At 62.2% G+C, this 21,117-nt stretch carries 23 protein-coding genes and 1 tRNA gene; 11 read left to right on the top strand and 13 right to left on the bottom strand.

Features of this window, described 5'->3' with window-relative positions; translation table 11 throughout:
- Positions 1-57 precede the first annotated feature (57 nt).
- The 5 genes from ACKLLE_RS07425 to ACKLLE_RS07445 all read left to right on the top strand — a co-directional run bounded on the left by ACKLLE_RS07425 (position 58) and on the right by ACKLLE_RS07445 (position 4,146).
- Positions 58-294: a hypothetical protein gene (locus ACKLLE_RS07425; RefSeq protein WP_420057472.1), complete on the top strand. Its 237-nt coding sequence runs from the start codon at positions 58-60 to the stop codon at positions 292-294.
- A gap of 169 nt (positions 295-463) precedes the next feature.
- Positions 464-793 (top strand): ribonuclease E inhibitor RraB, encoded by a 330-nt coding sequence (locus tag ACKLLE_RS07430; RefSeq protein WP_009394170.1) that lies wholly within the window; start codon positions 464-466, stop codon positions 791-793.
- A 204-nt stretch (positions 794-997) separates the two neighbouring features.
- Complete coding sequence (locus ACKLLE_RS07435) at positions 998-2,407, top strand: circularly permuted type 2 ATP-grasp protein (protein WP_420057474.1); 1,410 nt, start codon at positions 998-1,000, stop codon at positions 2,405-2,407.
- Between the two features lie 3 nt (positions 2,408-2,410).
- The gene (locus ACKLLE_RS07440; protein ID WP_420057476.1) at positions 2,411-3,361 is read left to right on the top strand and encodes an alpha-E domain-containing protein; all 951 of its coding nucleotides are present in this window, start codon (positions 2,411-2,413) and stop codon (positions 3,359-3,361) included.
- On the top strand, positions 3,358-4,146 hold the full coding sequence (locus ACKLLE_RS07445; protein ID WP_420057477.1) for a transglutaminase family protein: 789 nt from the start codon (positions 3,358-3,360) through the stop codon (positions 4,144-4,146). Before ACKLLE_RS07440 ends, ACKLLE_RS07445 begins: the two co-directional genes overlap by 4 nt.
- A 3-nt stretch (positions 4,147-4,149) precedes the next feature.
- On the opposite strand, the gene ACKLLE_RS07450 is transcribed toward ACKLLE_RS07445, so the two are convergent.
- Positions 4,150-4,944 carry a c-type cytochrome gene (locus tag ACKLLE_RS07450; protein ID WP_420057478.1) on the bottom strand — a complete coding sequence of 265 codons (795 nt, stop codon included), beginning with the start codon at positions 4,942-4,944 and terminating at the stop codon, positions 4,150-4,152.
- Between the two features lie 520 nt (positions 4,945-5,464).
- Here ACKLLE_RS07450 and ACKLLE_RS07455 point away from each other — a divergent pair.
- The gene (locus ACKLLE_RS07455; RefSeq protein ID WP_064304909.1) at positions 5,465-6,193 is read left to right on the top strand and encodes an amidotransferase; all 729 of its coding nucleotides are present in this window, start codon (positions 5,465-5,467) and stop codon (positions 6,191-6,193) included.
- On the opposite strand, the gene ACKLLE_RS07460 is transcribed toward ACKLLE_RS07455, so the two are convergent.
- The 3 genes from ACKLLE_RS07460 to ACKLLE_RS07470 form a co-directional block, all read right to left on the bottom strand.
- Complete coding sequence (locus ACKLLE_RS07460; protein ID WP_064304908.1) at positions 6,171-7,142, bottom strand: magnesium and cobalt transport protein CorA; 972 nt, start codon at positions 7,140-7,142, stop codon at positions 6,171-6,173. The genes ACKLLE_RS07455 and ACKLLE_RS07460 overlap by 23 nt on opposite strands.
- A gap of 66 nt (positions 7,143-7,208) precedes the next feature.
- Positions 7,209-7,928, bottom strand: coding sequence for a lysophospholipid acyltransferase family protein (locus tag ACKLLE_RS07465; protein WP_064304907.1), 720 nt, complete (start codon positions 7,926-7,928; stop codon positions 7,209-7,211).
- A 115-nt stretch (positions 7,929-8,043) separates the two neighbouring features.
- A complete protein-coding gene (locus ACKLLE_RS07470) occupies positions 8,044-8,733 on the bottom strand; it encodes a crotonase/enoyl-CoA hydratase family protein (RefSeq protein ID WP_064304906.1) in 690 nt (229 codons plus the stop codon).
- Between the two features lie 300 nt (positions 8,734-9,033).
- On the opposite strand from ACKLLE_RS07470, the gene ACKLLE_RS07475 reads away from it, so the two are divergent.
- Positions 9,034-9,123, top strand: a tRNA-Ser gene (locus ACKLLE_RS07475).
- A gap of 136 nt (positions 9,124-9,259) precedes the next feature.
- Here ACKLLE_RS07475 and ACKLLE_RS07480 read toward each other — a convergent pair.
- From ACKLLE_RS07480 to ACKLLE_RS07495, 4 genes are all read right to left on the bottom strand, one after another.
- Positions 9,260-10,285, bottom strand: a complete 1,026-nt coding sequence (locus tag ACKLLE_RS07480; RefSeq protein WP_420057479.1) for an acyltransferase family protein — start codon at positions 10,283-10,285, stop codon at positions 9,260-9,262.
- Between the two features lie 60 nt (positions 10,286-10,345).
- Positions 10,346-12,499, bottom strand: coding sequence for a TonB-dependent siderophore receptor (locus ACKLLE_RS07485; protein WP_420057480.1), 2,154 nt, complete (start codon positions 12,497-12,499; stop codon positions 10,346-10,348).
- 220 nt (positions 12,500-12,719) lie between these two features.
- Positions 12,720-13,106: a hypothetical protein gene (locus tag ACKLLE_RS07490; RefSeq protein ID WP_420057482.1), complete on the bottom strand. Its 387-nt coding sequence runs from the start codon at positions 13,104-13,106 to the stop codon at positions 12,720-12,722.
- A 98-nt stretch (positions 13,107-13,204) separates the two neighbouring features.
- Positions 13,205-14,392 carry an MFS transporter gene (locus tag ACKLLE_RS07495; protein WP_420057483.1) on the bottom strand — a complete coding sequence of 396 codons (1,188 nt, stop codon included), beginning with the start codon at positions 14,390-14,392 and terminating at the stop codon, positions 13,205-13,207.
- 96 nt (positions 14,393-14,488) lie between these two features.
- Here ACKLLE_RS07495 and ACKLLE_RS07500 point away from each other — a divergent pair, with 96 nt between their 5' ends.
- The gene (locus ACKLLE_RS07500) at positions 14,489-15,367 is read left to right on the top strand and encodes a LysR family transcriptional regulator (protein ID WP_279898065.1); all 879 of its coding nucleotides are present in this window, start codon (positions 14,489-14,491) and stop codon (positions 15,365-15,367) included.
- A gap of 3 nt (positions 15,368-15,370) precedes the next feature.
- On the opposite strand, the gene ACKLLE_RS07505 is transcribed toward ACKLLE_RS07500, so the two are convergent.
- The gene (locus ACKLLE_RS07505) at positions 15,371-16,120 is read right to left on the bottom strand and encodes a 3-oxoacyl-ACP reductase family protein (protein WP_420057484.1); all 750 of its coding nucleotides are present in this window, start codon (positions 16,118-16,120) and stop codon (positions 15,371-15,373) included.
- Positions 16,121-16,244: 124 nt separating this feature from the next.
- Between ACKLLE_RS07505 and ACKLLE_RS07510 the strand changes: the two genes are divergently transcribed.
- On the top strand, positions 16,245-17,171 hold the full coding sequence (locus ACKLLE_RS07510; protein WP_064304901.1) for a LysR family transcriptional regulator: 927 nt from the start codon (positions 16,245-16,247) through the stop codon (positions 17,169-17,171).
- Between the two features lie 29 nt (positions 17,172-17,200).
- Here the strand turns inward: ACKLLE_RS07510 and ACKLLE_RS07515 are convergent, their stop codons facing one another.
- Together ACKLLE_RS07515 and ACKLLE_RS07520 are read right to left on the bottom strand one after the other, a co-directional pair.
- Entirely contained in the window at positions 17,201-17,707 is a 507-nt protein-coding gene (locus ACKLLE_RS07515; protein WP_420057485.1) for a GreA/GreB family elongation factor, read from the bottom strand.
- Positions 17,685-18,113 carry a hypothetical protein gene (locus tag ACKLLE_RS07520; RefSeq protein ID WP_420057486.1) on the bottom strand — a complete coding sequence of 143 codons (429 nt, stop codon included), beginning with the start codon at positions 18,111-18,113 and terminating at the stop codon, positions 17,685-17,687. The genes ACKLLE_RS07515 and ACKLLE_RS07520 overlap by 23 nt, the downstream gene beginning before the upstream one ends.
- Positions 18,114-18,225: 112 nt before the next feature.
- Here ACKLLE_RS07520 and earP point away from each other — a divergent pair, with 112 nt between their 5' ends.
- Positions 18,226-19,344 carry an elongation factor P maturation arginine rhamnosyltransferase EarP gene (gene earP, locus ACKLLE_RS07525; RefSeq protein ID WP_420057487.1) on the top strand — a complete coding sequence of 373 codons (1,119 nt, stop codon included), beginning with the start codon at positions 18,226-18,228 and terminating at the stop codon, positions 19,342-19,344.
- 48 nt (positions 19,345-19,392) lie between these two features.
- Complete coding sequence (gene efp / locus ACKLLE_RS07530; RefSeq protein WP_009406582.1) at positions 19,393-19,962, top strand: elongation factor P; 570 nt, start codon at positions 19,393-19,395, stop codon at positions 19,960-19,962.
- A gap of 59 nt (positions 19,963-20,021) precedes the next feature.
- Here efp and ACKLLE_RS07535 read toward each other — a convergent pair whose 3' ends face one another.
- Together ACKLLE_RS07535 and ACKLLE_RS07540 are read right to left on the bottom strand one after the other, a co-directional pair.
- The gene (locus tag ACKLLE_RS07535; protein WP_420057488.1) at positions 20,022-20,441 is read right to left on the bottom strand and encodes an organic hydroperoxide resistance protein; all 420 of its coding nucleotides are present in this window, start codon (positions 20,439-20,441) and stop codon (positions 20,022-20,024) included.
- Positions 20,442-20,609: 168 nt separating this feature from the next.
- Positions 20,610-21,071, bottom strand: coding sequence for a MarR family winged helix-turn-helix transcriptional regulator (locus ACKLLE_RS07540; protein WP_037062174.1), 462 nt, complete (start codon positions 21,069-21,071; stop codon positions 20,610-20,612).
- Positions 21,072-21,117 lie beyond the last annotated feature (46 nt).

Consider the following 21,117-nt stretch of genomic DNA (forward strand, 5'->3'; position numbering starts at 1 on the left):
CCCCCTGGCCAAGGTCAACGGAAGGTAGGCCGTACTTCCATTCGAGGACAACGCCAGATGAAAGAGTGGGAAATCACTTTCGTGGACCAGAAGGGCGAGCGCACCGCGTTGCTGTTCGCTTGCGACAACCGCCCGAGCATCGAAGACGCTGCGCGGCAGGTAAGGGGCCACCTGTTCCCGATCATGGACGAGCTCGACCTCAACGATTTCCAGGACCGCGCTGAAAGCCCCACCGCCAAGTGGCTGAAGGAGCAGAGCGGAGTGGTCATCACCGGCATCACTGAAATGCCCTGAGCGTCAGGCTGGCGATGTGCCCAGCCTGACGCTACGCTGAACACATGGCCGTCGTTTTCCGCGCCGGCCATTGCCGTCGTTACATCCGCTCGAGACCCCGGCCGCAAGGTAAACGGGGTGGCGTGAACGCGCCGAAAGTCTATCCATCGTGATTGAGGAGGACGATTCAATGAGCAACCTGTACGAAGACATCAGCAGCATCGTGCTGCGCCGCATGAAAGAAGGCGGCTTCGATTTCACTCAAATCCATCCCATCGAGTTTTACGCGGTATTCCCGGACGAGGAACGGGCGCGCAGGGCTGCAGGCAAGTTTCGTGGCGAGTCGCTGTGTGCCTCGGTGCACGAGAGCGACGAAGGTTGGCAACTGGAATTGCAAAAGATCATGTACGCCACCCATGGCGGGATCGGCGAATTCGAGCATGATTTCGAAGCAGTGATCCGGCCCTTGGGTGGTGAGGCCCAAGGCTGGGGCGTCAAGCAGGAGCGTGTGCTGACCTGAAACCCGTTCCGGGGCGGCGCCTGGCGCGGCCCCGGATTCACCCGCGCTTCGCAATGAAGCGTGCGCCCCATAGGCGTAGCGATAGCTGCACAAGTCTGGTGCGGCTTCTTTTCTGAATCTTTGCAACTGTTTGATTCACAAGCCTTATTGTTGCTGGCACGGGCTTTGCGATATTCCTTGGGCACGGGTGACAAGGAGTTCGGCATGATTCGCAGTTTCTATGATGAGATGTACGCCGCCGACGGTCAGCTCCGTCCGCATTATCGGGAATTCGCCCGCTGGCTGGGGGAGACTCCCCCGGAGCTGCTGGCACAACGGCGCCGCGAGGCTGACCTGCTGTTCCACCGCGCCGGTATCACCTTCACGCTTTACGGCGACGAGCAGGGCACCGAGCGCCTGATCCCCTTCGACACCATTCCCCGGGCCATTCCCGCCAGCGAATGGCGGGTGGTGGAGCGCGGCTGTATCCAGCGGGTCAAGGCGCTGAACATGTTCCTCGCCGACCTGTACCACGAGCAGCGCATCCTGCGTGCCGGGATCATCCCCGCCGAGCAGGTCCTGGCCAACGACCAGTACCAACTGGCGATGCAGGGCCTGAGCCTGCACCGCGACCTCTACGCGCATATTTCCGGGGTCGACCTGGTGCGCGATGGCGACGGCACCTATTACGTCCTCGAAGACAACCTGCGCACCCCCAGCGGGGTGAGCTACATGCTCGAGGACCGCAAGATGATGATGCGGTTGTTCCCCGAACTGTTCGCCGTACAGCGCATCGCGCCCATCGATCATTACCCCAACCTGCTGCTGGAAACCCTGAAGAGTTCCAGCCCGCTGGATAACCCCAGCGTCGTGGTGCTGACGCCGGGGCGCTTCAACAGTGCCTTCTTCGAGCATGCATTCCTGGCACGGGAAATGGGCGTGGAACTGGTGGAAGGGGCCGACCTGTTCGTTCGTGACGAGCGGGTATTCATGCGCACCACGGGTGGTCCGAAGCCGGTGGACGTGATCTACCGACGCCTCGACGACGCCTATCTTGACCCCCTGGCCTTCAAGCCCGAGTCCATGCTCGGCGTGCCCGGCCTGCTGTCGGCCTATCGCTGCGGCAACGTGGTGCTGGCCAATGCCATCGGCACCGGGGTAGCCGATGACAAGTCGGTCTATCCCTATGTCACCGAGATGATCCGTTTCTACCTCGACGAGGAGCCGATCCTGAAGAACGTCCCCACCTGGCAATGCCGCAACCCCGCCGAACTGTCCCATGTGCTGGCCAACCTGCCGGAGCTGGTGGTCAAGGAAACCCAGGGATCCGGCGGCTACGGCATGCTGGTCGGGCCGGCTTCGACCCAGGCCGAGATCGCCGCCTTCGCCGAGCGCATCAAGGCCCGCCCGGCGGCCTACATCGCCCAGCCGACCCTGTCGCTGTCGACCTGTCCCACCTTCGTCGAGAACGGCATCGCGCCGCGGCATATCGACCTGCGGCCGTTCGTCCTGTCCGGCCGCGAGACCCGCGTGGTCCCGGGCGGCCTGACCCGCGTCGCCCTGCGCGAAGGCTCGCTGGTGGTGAACTCGTCCCAGGGCGGCGGTACCAAGGACACCTGGGTGGTGGAGGACTGAACCATGCTCAGCAGAACCGCTTCCGACCTGTACTGGATGTCGCGCTACCTGGAGCGCGCGGAAAACCTCGCGCGCATGCTCGATGTCAGTTATTCGCTGTCGCTGATGCCCCAGGACGGGCGCGGCGACGGCCTCGATGAAATGACCCTGGCCCTGCGCATCACCGGCACCCTGGACGATTACCTGGAGCGCCACGGCCAGCTCCACGCCGAGCGCCTGTTGCATTTCTTCGCCCTCGACCCGGAAAACCCGGCGAGCATCTATAGCTGCCTTGGCGCCGCGCGGGCCTGCGCCCATGCGGTACGCGGCAAGATCACCGCCGACATGTGGGAGAACATCAACGCCACCTGGCTGGAGATCCGTGGTATCGCCGAGCAGGGCGTGGGGCGCTACGGTATGAGCCGCTTCTGCGAATGGATCAAGGAGCGCTCGCACCTGTTCCGGGGTGCCACCTACGGCACCATCATGCGCAACGATGCCTTCCGCTTCATCCGCCTCGGGACCTTCATCGAGCGTGCCGACAACACCCTGCGCCTGCTCGATGCCCGCTACGAGATGTTTGGCGAGGCGGCCGAGGCCGTCAGCGACAGCTCCGCCCGTGGTTATTACCAGTGGAGCGCCTTGCTCCGCGCGCTGTCCTCGTTCGAGGCCTATACCGAGATCTACCGCGATGCGCCCACGGCACGCCATGTGGCCGAACTCCTGCTGCTGCGCGCCGATGTGCCGCGTTCGCTGCGGGCCTGTACCGAAGAAATCGACCAGATCCTCGCCAGCCTGCACGGTACCAACGGCCGCCCGGCCCAGCGCCTTGCAGCGGAGGTGGATGCCCGGCTGCGCTATACCGGGATCGATGAAGTCCTTTCCCAGGGCCTGCATCCCTGGTTGAACCATTACATCCCGCTGGTGCGCGAATTGGGCAACGCCATTCACAGCGCCTACCTGGAGGTCGTATGAAACTGACAATCAGCCACGAAACCGCGTATCACTATGAAGACCAGGTGCGTACGAGTATCCAGTACCTGCGCCTGACCCCGTCGGACAACCAGCGCCAGCGCGTGCTGCAATGGCAGCTGGACCTGCCGCGCCCCGTGCAGGCACGACGCGATCCGTTCGGCAATATCCTGCACGTGCTCAGCCTGGAAGAACCCCATGCCGACCTGCTGATCGCGGCGCGGGGCGAGGTCGAGATCGACCCCGACCTGGAAGCCGAGCAGGACAGCCATTCACCCCTGCCATTCCTGCGCTCGACGCGCCTGACCGAGGCCGACGAAGCCTTGCGCGCCTTCGCTGTCCGGCATTGTGGCGAATACCGGGATCGCGGTGCCTTGATCGGCCTGATGGAGGCATTGCACGACCATATCGCCTACCGGCCCGGTGCCACCGCCGTGGACACCAGCGCCGCCCAGGCCTTCGCCGGCGCAGCCGGAGTCTGCCAGGACCACGCCCACACCTTCATCGCCTGTGCCCGCAGCCTGCAGGTGCCGGCGCGCTACGTCTCGGGTTATCTGTTCGACAATGACAACCAGCACATGGCCAGCCACGCCTGGGCCGAGGCCTGGCTGGACGACGCCTGGTACAGCTTCGATGTCACCAACCAGCTCGCCGTGCCGGAGCGGCACCTGAAGCTGGCGGTAGGCCTGGATTACCTGGATGCCTGTCCGGTGCGCGGCATGCGTCGGGGTGGCGGTTATGAGCAGATGCACGCCAATGTGCTGGTGACCTCGGGGTTCAACCAGTAGGGGTCAGGATTTGCGCTTGGCCATGTGCGAAAGATAAGCGAGCAGGGCGTCGAGATCGGCGTCGGGCAGGGCTTCGACGGTGAACTCCGGCATGCGCGCCTGCGGCCATTGGCGCAAGCTTTGCGGATTGCGGATATAACGCCGGAGGAATTCGGGGCGGAAATATTCGGTGGGGTTGTAGGGGCGGTTCAGGTCAGGGCCGAACTGGGCGTCACCGGCGCCGTTGAGGCGATGACAGGCCAGACAGTTCTTCTGGAACAGGGCAAAGCCCCGGTTCACCGTGGCGCTGGCGTCGCTGGCCGGAAGCATGGCGGGAAAGCGCACGGCGACCGGCTCGAGGCGGCGGATAGTGGCGATCTGATAAGGCCATTGTTCAGGGCTGATATTGCCGGCCTTGGGATTAGTCCAGACCAGGTAGAAAGGGCCGGCGCCCGGCTTGTCCTGGCCCAGCGCTGGCCATGGTCTTGCAGGGTCTTCCACCGCGATCCAGGCTTGTGCCGGGCCGTTTTCGAGCAATGGCGCTGCGGGCATTTCCGCTGCGAAACCATCGAGGGCCACGGCCTGCAGGTGGTCATCGGGCTTGATGCCCTCCAGCAGCGCGGCGAGGGGCACGGCGCGGTAGTTCATGGCCTTCTTGTAGGAAACATCCTCATCGATGCGAATATCCCGAGCCTGCGGATGCTTGAGCAGGGCGTCGCTGTCCCACTGCTTGCTGGTGGTGCCCAGTTCCAGCTTCAGTTGCGCGGCATGCAGTGGCAGGCTCGCCAGGGCAAGCAGGAAGATGAGGCAAAGACGCATGGACCAATCTCCGACCAGTGAGGCCGGCAGCATACACCAGAGCCTGGATGACACTGAATGACGATCGCTCAACCGAACAGGCGTGTCAGGTTGGGCAGGATCAGCAGCAGTGTGGTGGCGAACAGAATGAGTCCTGCCTGACGTACCTTGTGTTGTTTGAACATGGCTGTCTGCCTTTTTGTTGTTATTCCTGCAAGCCGGATGGCGTCCCTGTCTCCGGTCCGGTGGAAGCCTCTGCGGGCTCTCGTTTCGGACCTGCTATCAATGGGTATACAACCTGGGATGCTGCAACGTTACCGCCGATTTAGAACGCTTTCGTCTGTACTTTGGTAGCGAAAGACCGTTCGCTTATGAGGCCTTTTGCCATCTGCGTACGATGCGCCTGACTAGACACATGCGCCGCTTACACGTACGACTCGCAAGGAAATGACCGTTCGTCCGAGGGAATACTTGCTTGATACCAATAATCGCGGCAGGCTGCATCCGTGTTTTTTCACCACTGTCGTTCAGGGCCAAGTCTATGTCGCTACGCATCTGCATCCTGGAAACCGACGTCCTGCGACCCGAGCTGGTCGAGCAATACCAGGGCTACGGACGGATGTTCGAGCAACTGTTTACCCGCCAGCCGATCGCCGCCGAGTTCAGCGTCTATAACGTGATGAACGGCCATTATCCCCCGGAGGATGAAGTCTTCGATGCCTATCTGGTGACGGGCAGCAAGGCCGATTCGTTCGGCGACGATCCGTGGATTGGCAAGCTCAAGGAATTCCTGCTGGATCGCTACAAGCGTGGTGACAAGCTGCTCGGCGTTTGCTTTGGCCATCAATTGCTGGCGCTGCTGCTCGGCGGCAAGACCGAACGCGCCACCCAGGGCTGGGGCGTCGGCACCCACCGCTACGTGATGGCGGCGCGTGCGCCATGGATGAGCCCGCAGGTGGAAGAACTGACCCTGCTCATCAGCCACCAGGACCAGGTCACCGCGCTACCGGAGAACGCCACGGTGATCGCCTCCAGCGATTTCTGCCCCTATGCCGCGTATCACATCGGCGACCAGGTGCTGTGCTTCCAGGGCCATCCGGAATTCATCCACGACTATTCCCGGGCATTGCTCGACCTGCGCCAGGAGCACCTGGGCGCCGAGGTCTACCGCAAAGGCATCGACAGCCTGGGTATCGAGCACCAGGGCCAGACCGTCGCCGAGTGGATGATGCGCTTCGTCGCCCAGCCTAAAGCCAGCCAGAACGCTTGAAGCTGCTGTACAGCGCGGTGCAGCCCAGCGCGATTCCTCCCAGGACGGCGAAATAGCCGTAGTGCCAGCTCAACTCCGGCATGTTCTGGAAGTTCATGCCGTAGATCCCCGCGATGGCCGTGGGGAACGCGAGGATCGCCGCCCAGGCGGCGAACTTGCGCTGCACGATGCTCTGGCGTGACGACTCCAGCAACATGCCGATCTCGATGGTCTGGCTGGCCAGGTCACGAATGCCTGCCAGGTCCTCCATCTGCCGGGTGACGTGAATCTGCACATCGCGAAAATACGGGCGCATGTTCTTGTCGATGAAGGGGAAGGCCAGGCGCTGCAGTTCCTCGCTGATTTCCACCATGGGCGCCACGTAGCGGCGCAGACGCAGGATGTCGCGGCGCAGGCCGTGGAGGCGGCGAATGTCCTCTTCCACCAATGAAGCGCAAAGCACGTTGCGCTCCAGTTCCTCGATCTCGCCATGGATGGCTTCGCTGACAGGTTGGTAGTTCTCGGTGACGAAGTCCAGCAGCGCATAGAGCACAAAGTCCTCGCCATGTTCCAGCAGCAGCGGTCGCGCTTCGCAGCGCTGGCGCACCAGGGCGTAGGACTTCGAATGGCCGTTGCGGCAGGTGATGATGTAGCCGTTGCCGGCGAAGATGTGGGTTTCGATGAACTCCAGCTTGCCGTCCTGGCGCACTGGCGAATAGGTGACGATGAACAGCGCGTCGCCGAAGGTTTCCAGTTTCGGCCGGCTATGTTTTTCCAGGGCGTCCTCGATTGCGAGCTCGTGCAGGTTGAACTGGCATTGCAGGTTGGCCAGTTCCTGGGCGTTGGGCTCCTCCAGGCCGATCCACACGAAGTGCCCCGGCTTGCGCGCCCATTCGGCACCTTCGTCGATGCTGATATTGGTGACCTTGCGCCCGGCACTGTAAACCGCTGCTGCTACGACTCGACCCATGGTTGTGCGAATCCTTCGTTTAACGTGTCAGACAGCTTGGTCTGACCGCGACGAAACGGCAACTGCTCAGCCGTGCCGATGCTCGTGCTCCATCAGGTCGATGCACGCCTGCATCTGGGCCCGGCATTGCTCCATCAGTGCCGGGATGTCCTGCTGGGTCATGCCGGTGGTCGAAATCGGCGGCAGCGAGCGGATTTCCACCCGGGTCTTGCGCCAGCCGTTGAGGTTCAGGCGTCGTGCATAGCGGCTGGCGCACACCGGTACGATCGGCACCCCGGCATCGATGGCCATATGGAACGCGCCTTTCTTGAACGGCTTCAACACCTCGCCGGGATTGCGCGTGCCTTCGGGGAAGATCCAGATCGACGTATCTTTTTGCAGGGTGCGGCTGGTGGTTTGCAGGGCACGGCGCGCCTGGTAGGCATTGCTGCGGTCAACCAGCACGTTGCCGCCCAGCCAGAACAACTGGCCGAACAGCGGAATCCAGCCGAGGCTCTTCTTGCCGATGCAGACGGTGCGCGGCGGCACCACATGGCCGAGAACGAACAGGTCGAAATTGGACTGGTGGTTGGCAACGATCACGCACCCCGGGGGCTGGTCGAACAGCGGTCCCACCTCGGCCTTGATCTCCAGGCGCAGCAGCCAGCTCGCCGGCCAGGCGTACAGGCGCGCATAGAGACGGCTATTGTCCGGGTTGAATGGGCGGCACAGGCCAATGACCAGGCCGATCAGGCCCACCAGGATGAAATGGATACCCAGCAGGAGCATGCGAGGAAGAAAGAGCATCGTACGACTCACTCGACAAAACGCGAGGCAGTGTACGGGTGTACCCCGGTGGCGGCAAACGGACTGTTCGGCAGCGTGGCGGGAAAGGCCGGACAGGAGGTGTCCGGCCTTGAATTCAGGCGAAGTGTTCCTGGTCGCGAATGATTGCGTCGTCGAGGATTTCCAGCAGGGCCTTGCGCACTTTTAGCTTGGTGTTCTTGTGCGCGTTCATGTTGATCTTCTTCAACTGGCGGGCGGCGGCCAATGCGGTTTCGGCCAGTTGCTCGGCGGGCACCACCTTGTCGAGGAAGCCCGCCTCGACGGCTCCGGCCGGGTCGAACATCTCGCCGTTGATCACCGAGCGATGGAAAGCCGCCTTGCCAAGGCGGTCACGGGCCAGCTCGATGCCTGCGTGGTGCATGGTCATGCCGATCTGCACTTCATTCAGGCCGATGCTGAACGGGCCTTCTACGCCGATGCGGTAGTCGGCCGAAAGCAGCAGGAAGGCACCCTTGGCCACGGCATGCCCGGGGCAGGCGACGATGATCGGGTAGGGGTGGGACAGCAAGCGCCGGGCCAAGGTCGATCCGGCGGTGACCAGTGCCATCGCCGCTTGCGGGCTGGAGGTCATCACTTTCAGGTCGTAGCCCCCGGACAGGATCCCGGGCTGGCCGGTGACGATGACCACGGCGCGGTCTTCCTTGGCGCGGTCCAGCGCGCTATTGAAGGCGGCGATCACGTCGGGCGAGATGGCATTGACCTTGCCGTTGTTCAAGGTGAGGGTCGCGATGCCATCGTCGAGGTGGTAGTTGATCAGCTCACTCATGACGGAATTCCTTGCAAGGAGAAGTGGCGGGAAAGTGGCAAGACGTTACCCAGCCACTGCGGTCAGGTAAAGCACGATGACTGACCATGCGGTCACCCTTCGCGCTCCCGGGCCCGTCCGGCGGGAAATCGCCTGAAAGGCCGGACAAAGCAGGGCAGGGATTGGCCAAATTGCCATTTCACCTACCGTTTTCCAGGCTCTGGCATAAATATCTGAAAATTCTGAAAAAAACCTTTGCCAAGTGAAAAGGTTTCGACTAAATTAGCGCGCCTCGACAGGCTGAACTGCTTGAAGAGATCCGGTGAAGTGTCCGAGCGGTTGAAGGAGCACGCCTGGAAAGTGTGTATACAGGAAACTGTATCAAGGGTTCGAATCCCTTCTTCACCGCCACTTTCGATGTACCGAAAAGCCCCTGGAAACGTGAGTTTCCGGGGGCTTTTTCATTTGTGTGTGCAGAAAGGCAGACTGGCGTAGTGGGCCTATGCTCCAAGGCATCGGCTCACCATCGCTCAGCCAGGCCCGTGAATTATTCGGTCTTGAGCGTTGCGCTGCCAGGCTCCCGTGAGTGGTTTTTTTTCATGAACCTTGCAATCGGTCGTTCTATCACTCGGTAACTCAGTGCAGAGACCAAGACAATGAGAACGACCGAGCCGACCACTGTCACGGCGGGGGGCAACCCGTAATGGTTCTGCACCGCGACCAAAACGCTGATGATGGGGATATGGCAGAGGTAGGTCGAGTATGACCAGTTGCCCAGGGCGTTGAGTCCTTTCACTTTTTTCATTAGATGTTCCTGTGAAACCGCACTTAGCAGGATCAGCGCACACGGAATACCAGCCTTCCATGGGTCGTGTTCGACCTGCTGCGACTTGAAAACCAGATACAGGGATAAGGCCAACAGGCTGATGGCTGCCCAAGGTTTGATTGCGTTGAAGAGGCCACGTCGGTACAGCAGTCCCAGCGTCACACCGAAGAGAAACTCATAGACCATTTTGCTCTTGTAGAACTCGAAAGCGCCTCCAAACTCTGGAAGTACTTTCCGAAGTGCGATGATTCCAAGAAAAAGCGAGGCGATGCGGTATTTTTTAGGCAGGAAAAGCGACGCGCAGAAGACGCAATAGAAGCCCATCTCGTAGTTGAGTGTCCAGCCGACAGTGGCGATCGGAAAGTAACCTATGCCCGAAGGATTGGCGGTAGGAAGAAACAGCAGGCTTTTGACGAAGAACGCCGGCTCGAACAGGGTCAGGGGAATGACACCAGGAGCGTATATCAGTACGACTGCCGTGATTGAACTGAAGATCCAGTAGGCGGGAGCGATTCGCGCCAGCCGGTGGACCGCAAATTCAAGGGGGGCTGGTGATTTTCCGGTAGTCGACAGAAAGATGACGAATCCACTGATGACGAAAAACAGATCGACACCTATTGCACCATATCGGTGAAGGGCAACGGAAAGCGGATCTGTGAGCGAGAAGTTGTACGCGACCTGCTGATAGTGGTGGAACACCACTATCCAGGCCGCTATTGCTCTGAGTATTTGAATTGAGTTGAGCATTTTTCAGGTCCAGGCCAAAGGTCCAAGCTTATATGCGATGGGGCTCCCGGAGCCCGAGAATCAGAAACTGACCGAAGCAGAAACCCGCGCCGTCCGCGGCGCCCCCTGGAACAGATAGTTGTCCCCCAGGTAATCCCCCACATCCCGCCAGTAGCGCTTGTCGAACACGTTATCCACAGTCAGGCGCAGCACCGTGTCATACCCGGCGATCTTCGTGCTGTAGCGGCTGCCCAGGTCGAATACGGTATAGCCACCGGCTTCCACGGTTCCCTCGTGGTTGGCGTACTTGCTGGCGCTGTAGCGCATGCCGCCGAGCAGGGCCAGGCCGGGTACGCCGGGAATGCTGTAGTCGGCCTGCAAGGCCGCGCGCAGGCGCGGTACGTTCAGGGCCTGGTGATCGTCGTAGGCGTCGGTGCCGCTGTCTTCGACCCGCGCGCGGGTGGCAGCGATACTGGCATTGATCTGCAGGTCCGAGGTCACCCAGCCGCTGGCGCCCAGTTCCAGGCCGATATTCTTCTGCTGGCCCTGTTGCACGTAGGTGAAATTCCCGGCGCCGTCGGGCCGGGCATACTGGTAGGCCTGGCGCAACTGGAAGAGCGCCGCGCTGAAGCTCATGCGCTGCCAGTCACGCTTGATTCCCAGCTCGATCTGGTGGGAGGTGGTCGGGGCGAGGATGTCCCCGCCATTGGAGGCGAACCACGGTGAGGTGCCGCCGGACGACAGGCCCTTGCTGTAGCTGGTGTAGAGGGACAGGTCCGGACGCGGCTTGTAGATCAGCGCAGCGTTGGGCAGCAACTCATACTGGCGCGTGTGCCGGTTCGAGACACCGTCTTCAGCGAAGGCTTCTTCGTCCAGGCGAACTTCGCGGGCGCCGATCACTGTCTGCCATTGTTCGTTGAAACTGATGCGATCACTGAAAAACACACCGTACTGGCGGCTGTCCAGGCGTCGTTCGGTATGGCCGGGGCTGCCTGGTGCCGGATCGAAGGCCGGGGTTGCTTGATAGATGTTGGCGGTGCCCACCCACTCGTTGAAGGTCGGACGCTGATCGACGGTGCGCCGTTGTGCACTGGAGCCCAATGTCAGTTCATGATTCACGCCGAGGGCGTCGAAGCGGCCGACAAGGGTGGCCTGGGCTTCGTCGGTGCGGCGGGTGTCGTCCGGGCTGCGGTAGTCGTAGATGTCGTAGTCGCCGTCGGGACTGAAGGTGTTGCCCAGGCCAGGACAACTGGCCGCACCGTAGCAACCCCAGGCAAACGAGCTGTAGTCATCGATTACCACCCGGCTGCGCGATGCACTCAATGTCCCGGTCCAGGCGTCATTGAAGCGGTATTCGAAACGCCCGCCGAGGTTCAGCGAATCGCTCTTCACCTGGTGCGCCCAGTCCTGCCAGGCCAGGCGGTCCTTCGGGTCGATACCATGCGGCAGGCTGGTGCCGCCCAGCAACTGATAGCCCGGCACCGAATATTGCTCGCGGTTCTGGTACTCGACGTCCAGTTGCAGCAGCGCGTTCGGACTCATCTGCCAGTCGAACGCCAGGGAGGCGAAGTCCCGCTGGCCGTCGGCATGGTCCACATAGCTGCGGATATCCTCGTGCGCCAGGTTGGCGCGCAGGCCGAACTGGCGTTCGCTGCCGAACCAGCCGCCGAGGTCGGTGGCGATATAGCGCTCGCCCTGCTCGTTGCTGGACAAGGTCAGCGAACGCACGTCTTCCGGGCGCTTGGTCACGTAGTTGATGAGCCCGCCAGGTTCCGACACGCCGCTTTGCAGCCCGGACAGGCCCTTGAGCAATTCCACCTGCTGCTTGTTCTCCAGCGCCACATTCTGCTCGCCGGTGATGGTCTGGCCGTTGATCTTGTAACTGTGCGCGGCGTCGAGGCTGAAGCCGCGCACATTGAAGTTTTCGTAGTAGCCGATCGGCGCGTAGGACTCGCCCACCGAGGCATCGCTTTGCAGCACTTCGCTGAGCAGGCGCACCTGGCGATCCTGCAACAGCTGTTCGGTGAACACCGAGACCGAGGCCGGGGTATCCAGCAGCGGTGCGGAAGAGAATCCAGCCACCTGGGCCTGACGCGGCTGATAGCCCTCATCCCTGGTGTCGGATACGTTCAGCGGATCGAGGACGACACTGTCTTCGGCAAAGACGTACGGGTTGCTCAGGGCCAGGCCGGCGGTGAGCAGGCTGAGCGGCAGGCACGGGCGGTGCAAGGACATGCGGCAAAACTCCTTGGGGGCCGACAGCGGGCACACCGTTGTCGTTCGGAGTTGCCGGTGGCTGAAGACCCGGTACGGCGAGAGGAAGGCACGGGCGAGGGGGATGGCACTGCGCCAGGGCGTGCTGGCGCGGGCGCAATCTTAGCAGGGGCAACCGCGTTGCGGTGCCCCGATTTGCCATGTCATTGCAGAGGATGAGCGGTGTGGCAGGATGCCGGGCTCAGGAGTTCGATAGCTGCCGCGGCTGCGTGCGGCGGCGCCAGTTGCCGTCCAGTTTCGACCAGGTCTTGCCGTCGGTCACCGCCAGCAGCTTGCGGCCATCCTTGAAGGTGGCAAGAAAGGTGATTTCCTCGTCCTTGCTGCCCAGCCAGAGCCCGGCGAGCAGGCCCAGCGGGCCGGCCATCAGGCAACCGGCGAAGCCCCAGCCAAGGGCGCTGCCCAGGTTGCGGCTGGTCTCTTGATTGGCGACCTTCATTTCCTTGATGCGTGAGAGCGCGATTTTTTCGCCCGGTGACGGGCTCGCGGCGGTCTTGAGTGTGAGCGATCCATTGCGGTACTCGCCTTCACCTTGCAAGAAATCGCCGGATTGAACCGTGAGTCTTGTCATAGGGGTAATCCAGGTTGAGAGGGCTTGTTGACCAGCGCTTACTCAGCCCCCCGGACACCCCCAAGTCAATCGCCAGGCGACGGAGGGTAGGACATCCGTCAGACGGTTCTGACCTGCATCACTTTGTTGCCCCCCAGCCACCACACCAGCAGGCCGACGACGCCGATCCCCAGCCCGGCGATAACGATGCCGTTCCAGCCCCAGGCCTGGAACAACTGGGTACCCAGCAGCGAACCGCTGGCGCCACCGATGAAATAGCAGGTGATGTAGCCGGCATTGAGACGGTTGCGCGCTTCAGGGCGCAGGGCGATTACCGCGTTCTGGTTGCTGACGTGGACCAATTGCACGGCCAGGTCGAGCAACAGCACACCGGCCAGCAATGCCGCCAGCGAGGTCGGGGCGAAAGCCAGGGGTATCCAGGACAGCAACTGCACCAGCAGACCGACGGTCGTGCCTTGCGCACCCTTGCCTTTATCGGCCAGGCGTCCGCCCCAGTTGGCGGCCAGGGCGCCGGCGGCACCGGCCAGGCCGAACAGTCCGATTACGCCATCGGAATACTGGTAAGGCTCGGCCTTCAGCAGGAACGCCAGGGGCGTCCAGAACAGGGCGAATAGGCAGAAGGAAATTGCCCCAAGCAATGAGCGAAGCCGCAGCACCGGCTCTTCGGCGAACAGCCGGAACACCGAGCCGATCAGCGCCGGATAGGCCAGGCCGGCATGCTGCTGACGTTGCGGCAGTGCGCGATACAGGGCAATGGCGCTGAGGGCCATGAGTGCGGCGGCGAGCATATAGATGCTGCGCCAGTCACCGAGGGTGGCCATGAAACCGGCGGCAGTGCGGGCCAGAAGAATGCCCAGCAGCAGACCGCCCATCAGGGTGCCGACGACCCGGCCGCGTTCGCTCGGCTCGCTGAGTCCGGCGGCCATCGGCACCAGCACCTGGGCCACCACAGAGAACAGGCCGGTGAGCGTGGTGCCCAGCAGCAGCCACGGCAGGCTTGGGGAAAAGGCGCTGATCAACAGGCCGATGGTGGCAATGCTGATCATGCTGACGATCAGGCGGCGCTGCTCGAACAAATCACCCAGCGGCGCCAGGAGGAACAGGCCGGCGCCATAGCTGAGCTGGGCGGCGATGACGATGCAGCCGGCGCTGGCGGTGCTCAGGCCGAAGTGTTCGGCAATGCTGTGCAGCAAGGGCTGGGCGTAATAGTTGCTGGCCACCGCCAGGCCGGTGGCGGTGGCCATGAGCAGGATCAGGGCGCGACTCAGGACGGGTGTGGAACTCATGGGTGCCTCCTTTCAAGAGCCGTCAGTATGGGAAATGCACTAGCATGACGCCAATGCATAGTTGTCATCGGATCAATCTCGAAAGCAGATGGATGAATGAATCTGAAGCAGATCGAATACGCCCTGGCCGTTGCCGAAACCGGCAGCTTCACCGGCGCCGCCGAGCGTTGTCACGTGGTGCAATCGGCGCTTAGCCATCAGATCGCCAAACTGGAAGAACAGCTCGGCACCCGGTTGTTCGAGCGCAGTTCGCGCCGGGTTCGGCTGACCCCGGCCGGCGAGGCCTTCGTGCCTAATGCCCGCATTGCCCTGGATGCGGCGCGGCGGATTGCCGACGAGGTGGCCGCCGCTACCGGTGAAGTGCGCGGGCGCTTGTCCATCGGCGAGATCAGTTCGCTGACCGAACTGGACCTGGTCGATCTGCTGGCCGGCTTTCACCGTGAGTACCCGAAGGTGGATATCCGCTGGTTGATGGGCAAGAGCGAGCTGATGATCGGCGATGTCCGCGAGCGGCGCCTGGACGTGGCTTTCATCGGTGTCTGGCCGGGGGAATCGCTGGACGGGGTCGAGCATCGCCTGCTGGCCAGGGAGGAGCTGGTGGCAGTGCTGCCGCTGGAGCATCGCTTGGTTATCCACAGTTGCTTGTCACTGGCGCAACTGGAGGACCAGCCGCTGGTGGACTTCCAGGCAGGCACCGGTGCACGGCGCCAGACCGACGAAGCCTTTACCGCCGCCGGCCTGCGTCACCGGGTGCAGTTCGAGGTGGGAACCACCAACCTGATCGAGAAATTTGTCCAGCGCGGCCTCGCCCTGGGGCTGGTGGCAGAGCGGGTGGCCGCCGGGTTCCAGCGCGTGAAGGTACTGCCGGTCAGCGATGCGCCGGTGCGTCATGTGTATGCCATCTGGTCGAAGACCCCGACCCCGGCCGCCAGTGCCTTTATCCGCTTGCTGGAACGGCATCTGGCGGCGCGGTGACTGTCAGGCGGCGAAACCGCCGTCGATGGTCAGGCTGGCGCCGGTGATATAGGCCGCTTCCGGGCCCGCCAGGTAGGCGACGAAACCGGCGATTTCCTCGACATGACCGTAGCGCCCGATCGCCATCAGCCCTATCAGGGTGTCGGCGAACTCGCTGTCGGCCGGGTTCATGTCGGTGTCTACCGGGCCGGGCTGCACGTTGTTGATGGTGATGCCACGCGGGCCAAGGTCGCGTGCCAGGCCGCGGGTCAGCCCGACCAGTGCCGATTTGCTCATCGCGTAGGTTGCGCCGCCGGAAAACGGCATGCGCTCGGCATTGGTGCTGCCGATATTGATGATCCGCCCGCCCTGGCCCATATGCCGAAGCGCGGCCTGGGTAGCGACGAAGACGCTGCGCACGTTGACCGCGAGCGTGCGATCGAAATCCTCCAGGCTGAACTCGGCGACATCGCCAAGCGCCAGGACTCCGGCATTGTTGACCAGGATATCGAGGCGACCGAAGTGCCCGGCGGCCAGGTCCACCGCTTGCTGCACGGCGGCGGCGTCAGCGCTATCGGCTTTCAGTGCCAGGGCCTTGCCGCCACCCTGGCGGATCTCGTTCTGCAGCTGTTCGGCGACGTCCTGTGAACTGACGTAGGTGAAGGCCACTGCGGCACCCTGTTCGGCCAGGCGTTTGACGATGGCCGAGCCGATGCCGCGCGAGCCGCCCTGGACCAATGCCACTTTGCCGCTGAGGTTGTGTTGGGTCGACATGCTTGATGCTCCGAAGGAACAAGGCCGGATGCCTTGTGAATGGAACCGAGTATCTGCCTGTGATTACCACTCGATAAGCCGGTAATCGCTATAGTCTGAATAAACCCTAGGTATGGAATCTCCGATGGAAACCTTCACCAGCATCGAGTGTTTTATCCGCAGTGCCGAAGTTGGCAGCTTTGCCGAAGCCGCGCGACGCCTGAGCCTGACGCCTGCGGCCGTGGGCAAGAACGTCGCCGGGCTGGAAGCGCGCCTGGGTGTGCGGTTGTTCCAGCGTAGTACCCGAAGCCTGGCCCTGACCGAGGCCGGCCAGCGTTTTCTTGCCGAGGTGCGTGACAGCTTCCAGACCATCCAGCACGCCGTAACCAACCTGGCAAGCGCTGAAGGGCAACCGGCGGGGACCTTGAAGGTGAGCATGGGCACGGTGTTCGGGCGCCTGTATATCCTGCCGATGCTGGGCGATTTCCTGCGGCGCTATCCGGCGATCACGCCGGACTGGCACTTCGATAATCGTCAGGTGGATCTGATTGCGCAGGGTTTCGATGCGGCCATCGGCGGCGGTTTCGAACTGCCGCCCGGGGTAGTGGCGAGGAAGCTGGCGCCGGCACACCGGATCCTGGTGGCGTCGGCGGATTACCTGGAGGGCTGCGGCGAAATACGCACGCCGGAGGATCTGGCCAGGGCCGACGGTATCCTGATCCGCTCGCCGCAGACCGGACGGGTACGCTCATGGCCGCTGACCAGTCGCTGGCAGGAGCAGAGTCCGTTGAACCTGCGCCAGCGCATGACCATGAGCGATTCCGAAGCGGCCTGCGCGGCGGCGGAGCAGGGCTTGGGTGTGGCACTGGTGAGCATGCCGTTTGCCGTACCATATCTGCAGCGCGGCAGCCTGCGGCGGGTGCTGCCGGACTGGTACGTGGATGACGGCAATATTTCGTTGTACTACGCCCAGCACAGGTTGCTGCCGGGGAAGACCCGGGTGTTCGTGGATTTCCTGATGGAGCAGTTTGTGGTGCAGGGCTTGGCGGGGCGGTTCGATGCGTTGGGCTGATGGCGAATTCAAGGTGCTCTTCCGGGCCTCTATTTCACGGAAATAACGACCAATGCCTGCCGCCCATTCCCCACCACCAGATTCAGTTCATCCTCTTCGAACTTGCCCAGCAACTGCTGCCCCAACGGCGACCGCGGGGTGATCACCGTCACCAGCCCATCGCCTTCGCCAATCTTCAGTCCCGCTGCCTCGGGCCCGAGAAACAGCCACTGCCGGCGCCCGTCCTGATCCTCCAGCAGCACCAGGTTGCTCACCTGGATGCCGCGTTGCGCGTCGTAATCGCGCAAGCTCAGCTGTTGGTAGGCCGAGCGCGCCTGACGGATCTCTTCCATGCGCCGGGCTTGTCCGGTCGCCAGGTAGGAGGCTTCCAGGCTAAGGGTGTCGTATTTGTTCTCGGCGATGTTCTCTTCCGCAGTAGCGGCTTCGTAGGCGGTCTGGGCGGCGCGCCGGATCATGTCCAGGTCGACGTCCAGACGCTCGACGATGGCGTGCAACAGCGTTCGCTTGTCGGGTTCAGCGGCAGAATTCAAGAACATTGGCCCGGCTTTTCTCGGTGGGTGCAGTGCGGTTCTGTTGCAGCCAGAACTGGCATCTGGGATTGGAAAGGTTGCGTGGATTTTTCTCGGCGCTGTCGAAGGCGTCCTCGACCTGCCGGGTTTGCAAGGCCTGTTGGTACTGCTCGAACATCCGATTCTGTTCCGGCGATTGCTCCTGGGCGCCCGGATAGCGAGCGGCCGGCGGCTGTGCCGGCGCCGGCGCAGTGAGCGGCTGGCTGATCACCGAGGCCACTGGTTCGCGCACTTGCGGCACGAACTGCCAGATACCCCAGAGGGTCAGGCCGATAGCGATGAAGCCCAGCCACAGGCCAAGGGCGACACCCAGCGCCAGCGGCAGGATTTTGGCTGAAACCTTGAATGAACGCGGACGGGTTCGGTAGGACATGAAAGCCTCCTGGCCAGGAAAGGGACGGGATTGTCGCACGATGGATCTTTTGTCTGGAGCCGATAATCCGGACAATTGACGATTATTCGTTCGCGGTGCAAGAGGACCTGCCATGAAACCGACCTGGGACATCTTCTGCTGCGTCGTCGACAACTACGGTGATATCGGTGTGACCTGGCGCCTGGCCCGGCAATTGGTTGCCGAACATGGACTGACGGTGCGGCTTTGGGTGGATGAGCCCAAGGCCTTCGTGCGCCTGTATCCGGAGGCGGATGTCGAGGCCCTGTGCCAGGTCTGCGAAGGGGTCGAGGTTCGCCACTGGGAGGCGCAGTGGCACGTGGAGGAGGTGGCCGATGTGGTGATCGGCGCTTTCGCCTGCCAGTTGCCGACGGCCTATATCGAGGCCATGACACAGCGCGCCAGCCCGGTGCTATGGCTGAACCTGGACTACCTCAGCGCCGAAGACTGGGTGGAAGGTTGTCACGGCCTGCCATCGCCGCAGCCGAACGGTTTGCGCAAGGTGTTCTTTTTCCCCGGGTTTACCGAGCGCACCGGTGGCTTGCTGCGCGAGGGCGATCTACTGGAAAGGCGCGAAGCGTTCGACCGAGAGGTGTTTCTGCGCGACATGGGCATTACCCTTCAGCCCGATGCCCGGTTGATTTCGCTGTTTGCCTACGAAAATGGCGGATTGGCCAGCTGGTTCGATGCCCTCGCCGAGGACGCCCGGCCCAACCACGTGCTGGTACCGGAAGGGCGAATCCTGGGTGACGTGAAAACCTGGCTGGCTGTGGATAACCTTGCCGTCGGAGATATCCACAGGCGCGGCGCCCTGACCGTGCAGATCCTGCCTTTCGTCCGCCAGGACGACTACGACCGGCTGCTGTGGAGCTGCGATTTCAACGCAGTACGTGGCGAAGACTCCTTCGTCCGCGCGCAATGGGCCGGCCAGCCGCTGCTCTGGCACATCTATGTGCAGGAAGAGTATGCCCACTGGGAAAAACTCGAAGCCTTTCTCGATCGCTACACCCAGGGCCTTGAGCCCAGCGCTGCGGCGGCACTGGTGGAGCTGTGGCGGGCCTGGAACATGGACCGGGACATGGGCCTGGCATGGAAGCAGCTGTTGCCGCACTGGGATGAACTGGCGTTGCACGCCCGTCGTTGGTGCGCGGAACAGGCCGCCCGGCCGGACCTTGCCAAGGCGCTGGTGCAGTTTTACCGAAATTGGATATGATACGCGGCCTCGATTTTTATAAATCCATCCAGATTCGGATACTTTGTAATGAAAACTGGTAAAGAGCTGAAACCCGGTACCGTACTGCGTATCGACAACGACCCGTGGCTGGTCCAGAAAGCCGAGTTCACCAAGTCGGGCCGTAACAGCGCGATCATGAAGACCAAGCTGAAGAACCTGCTGACCGGCTACAAGACCGAAACCGTCTACGGTGCGGACGACAAGCTGGACGACGTGATCCTGGATCGCAAAGAAGCGACCCTGTCGTTCATCAGCGGTGACACCTACACCTTCATGGACACCACCGACTACACCATGTACGAGCTGAACGCCGAAGACATCGACGCCGTTCTGCCGTACATCGAAGAAGGCATGGAAGACATCTGCGAAGCCGTCTTCTTCGAAGGCCGCCTGGTTTCCGTAGAGCTGCCGACCACCATCAGCCGTCAGGTTGTCTACACCGAAAACGCTGCCCGTGGCGACACCTCCGGCAAGGTCATGAAGCCTGCCAAACTGAAGAACGGTACCGAGATCCAGGTTGCCGACTTCATCCAGATCGACGAGTGGATCGATATCGACACTCGCGACAACAGCTTCAAAGGCCGCTCCAAGAAGTAATCTTCCTGGCGTCCACGAAAAACCCGGCCTTGGCCGGGTTTTTTTGTGCCTGGTGAAAATCAGACGCTCACATGCAGGCGCACATCGACGTTGCCGCGGGTGGCGTTGGAGTAGGGGCAGACCTTGTGCGCTGCGTCTACCAGGGCCTGGGCGTCGGCTTGCTCGAGGCCCGGCAGGCTGATGCGCAGGTCGATATCAAGGCCGAAGCCGCCTTCGATCTGGCCGATGCCGACCTCCGCGGTGATCGCGGTTTCGCCGGGCAACTGGCGCTTGCCCTGGGCAGCAACGAATTTCAGCGCACCGATGAAGCACGCCGAGTAGCCGGCAGCGAACAGCTGCTCCGGGTTGGTTGCTGCACCGCCGGCACCCCCGAGCTCCTTCGGCGTGGCCAGTTTCACGTCAAGGATGCCGTCGCTGGAGAGGGCACGGCCGTCGCGGCCACCGGTGGAGGTTACGGTTGCGGTGTAGAGCGCTTTCATGGGGAGATCCTCGAACCTTGATAAGTGTTTGGCGTTTGGGGCGCCGGCTGGGTACGGGGATAAAGTTAGTTCACAAATATTTAGTGCGCAAGATAAATTTTCAAATTTTTCTCTGCAGCCTCTGCGGCGGGGGCTGACAGCGAAGTCGAAAGCCCCGGGGCAGAGCCGTTAAAGGTTCTTTTGCAATTGCTCGCGCAGCTCCAGCAGTTGCGCTTGCAGTTGTTGCAATTGCTCCATCGACTGGCCGCTGGCACCGAGGATGCAATGCGGGACCCGGCGTGCCTGCTGTTGTAGCTCACGTCCGGCGTCGGTCAGTTCGACGATCACTACCCGTTCGTCTTCACGGCTGCGGGTGCGCTTGAGCAGGCCTTCGGCCTCGAGGCGCTTTAGCAGGGGGGTAAGGGAGCCGGGATCGGTCAGCAGGCGATGGCTGATCTCGCCTACGGTCAAGGCATCCTGCTCCCACAGCACGAGCATCGCCAGGTACTGCGGATAGGTCAGGCCGAGTGCCTGGAGCAAGGGTTTGTACACCTTGGTCATCAGCAGTGATGTGGAATGCAGGGCGAAGCACACCTGGTTGTCGAGGAGCAGTTCGTCACAGCGTTCGGGAGCTGGAGTATCGGCGTTCATGCAGATCCTTTTATTCGTCAGGCTCTTGAATATTAGCACGCAAGTT

Source organism: Pseudomonas bharatica, from assembly GCF_048586865.1.
Taxonomy (GTDB): Bacteria; Pseudomonadota; Gammaproteobacteria; order Pseudomonadales; family Pseudomonadaceae; genus Aquipseudomonas; species Aquipseudomonas bharatica.

What these genes read in the sequence shown, in the direction of transcription:
- ACKLLE_RS07465 (WP_064304907.1), bottom strand. Translation starts at nt 7,928, where the DNA reads ATGCTCTTTCTTCCTCGCATGCTCCTGCTGGGTATCCATTTCATCCTG.
- ACKLLE_RS07490 (WP_420057482.1), bottom strand. Translation starts at nt 13,106, where the DNA reads ATGACAAGACTCACGGTTCAATCCGGCGATTTCTTGCAAGGTGAAGGC.
- ACKLLE_RS07515 (WP_420057485.1), bottom strand. Translation starts at nt 17,707, where the DNA reads ATGTTCTTGAATTCTGCCGCTGAACCCGACAAGCGAACGCTGTTGCAC.
- efp (WP_009406582.1), top strand. Translation starts at nt 19,393, where the DNA reads ATGAAAACTGGTAAAGAGCTGAAACCCGGTACCGTACTGCGTATCGAC.
- ACKLLE_RS07425 (WP_420057472.1), top strand. Translation starts at nt 58, where the DNA reads ATGAAAGAGTGGGAAATCACTTTCGTGGACCAGAAGGGCGAGCGCACC.
- ACKLLE_RS07480 (WP_420057479.1), bottom strand. Translation starts at nt 10,285, where the DNA reads ATGCTCAACTCAATTCAAATACTCAGAGCAATAGCGGCCTGGATAGTG.
- ACKLLE_RS07455 (WP_064304909.1), top strand. Translation starts at nt 5,465, where the DNA reads ATGTCGCTACGCATCTGCATCCTGGAAACCGACGTCCTGCGACCCGAG.
- ACKLLE_RS07430 (WP_009394170.1), top strand. Translation starts at nt 464, where the DNA reads ATGAGCAACCTGTACGAAGACATCAGCAGCATCGTGCTGCGCCGCATG.
- ACKLLE_RS07445 (WP_420057477.1), top strand. Translation starts at nt 3,358, where the DNA reads ATGAAACTGACAATCAGCCACGAAACCGCGTATCACTATGAAGACCAG.
- ACKLLE_RS07510 (WP_064304901.1), top strand. Translation starts at nt 16,245, where the DNA reads ATGGAAACCTTCACCAGCATCGAGTGTTTTATCCGCAGTGCCGAAGTT.
- ACKLLE_RS07505 (WP_420057484.1), bottom strand. Translation starts at nt 16,120, where the DNA reads ATGTCGACCCAACACAACCTCAGCGGCAAAGTGGCATTGGTCCAGGGC.
- ACKLLE_RS07520 (WP_420057486.1), bottom strand. Translation starts at nt 18,113, where the DNA reads ATGTCCTACCGAACCCGTCCGCGTTCATTCAAGGTTTCAGCCAAAATC.
- ACKLLE_RS07540 (WP_037062174.1), bottom strand. Translation starts at nt 21,071, where the DNA reads ATGAACGCCGATACTCCAGCTCCCGAACGCTGTGACGAACTGCTCCTC.
- ACKLLE_RS07535 (WP_420057488.1), bottom strand. Translation starts at nt 20,441, where the DNA reads ATGAAAGCGCTCTACACCGCAACCGTAACCTCCACCGGTGGCCGCGAC.
- ACKLLE_RS07485 (WP_420057480.1), bottom strand. Translation starts at nt 12,499, where the DNA reads ATGTCCTTGCACCGCCCGTGCCTGCCGCTCAGCCTGCTCACCGCCGGC.
- ACKLLE_RS07470 (WP_064304906.1), bottom strand. Translation starts at nt 8,733, where the DNA reads ATGAGTGAGCTGATCAACTACCACCTCGACGATGGCATCGCGACCCTC.
- earP (WP_420057487.1), top strand. Translation starts at nt 18,226, where the DNA reads ATGAAACCGACCTGGGACATCTTCTGCTGCGTCGTCGACAACTACGGT.
- ACKLLE_RS07435 (WP_420057474.1), top strand. Translation starts at nt 998, where the DNA reads ATGATTCGCAGTTTCTATGATGAGATGTACGCCGCCGACGGTCAGCTC.
- ACKLLE_RS07500 (WP_279898065.1), top strand. Translation starts at nt 14,489, where the DNA reads ATGAATCTGAAGCAGATCGAATACGCCCTGGCCGTTGCCGAAACCGGC.
- ACKLLE_RS07495 (WP_420057483.1), bottom strand. Translation starts at nt 14,392, where the DNA reads ATGAGTTCCACACCCGTCCTGAGTCGCGCCCTGATCCTGCTCATGGCC.
- ACKLLE_RS07440 (WP_420057476.1), top strand. Translation starts at nt 2,411, where the DNA reads ATGCTCAGCAGAACCGCTTCCGACCTGTACTGGATGTCGCGCTACCTG.
- ACKLLE_RS07450 (WP_420057478.1), bottom strand. Translation starts at nt 4,944, where the DNA reads ATGCGTCTTTGCCTCATCTTCCTGCTTGCCCTGGCGAGCCTGCCACTG.
- ACKLLE_RS07460 (WP_064304908.1), bottom strand. Translation starts at nt 7,142, where the DNA reads ATGGGTCGAGTCGTAGCAGCAGCGGTTTACAGTGCCGGGCGCAAGGTC.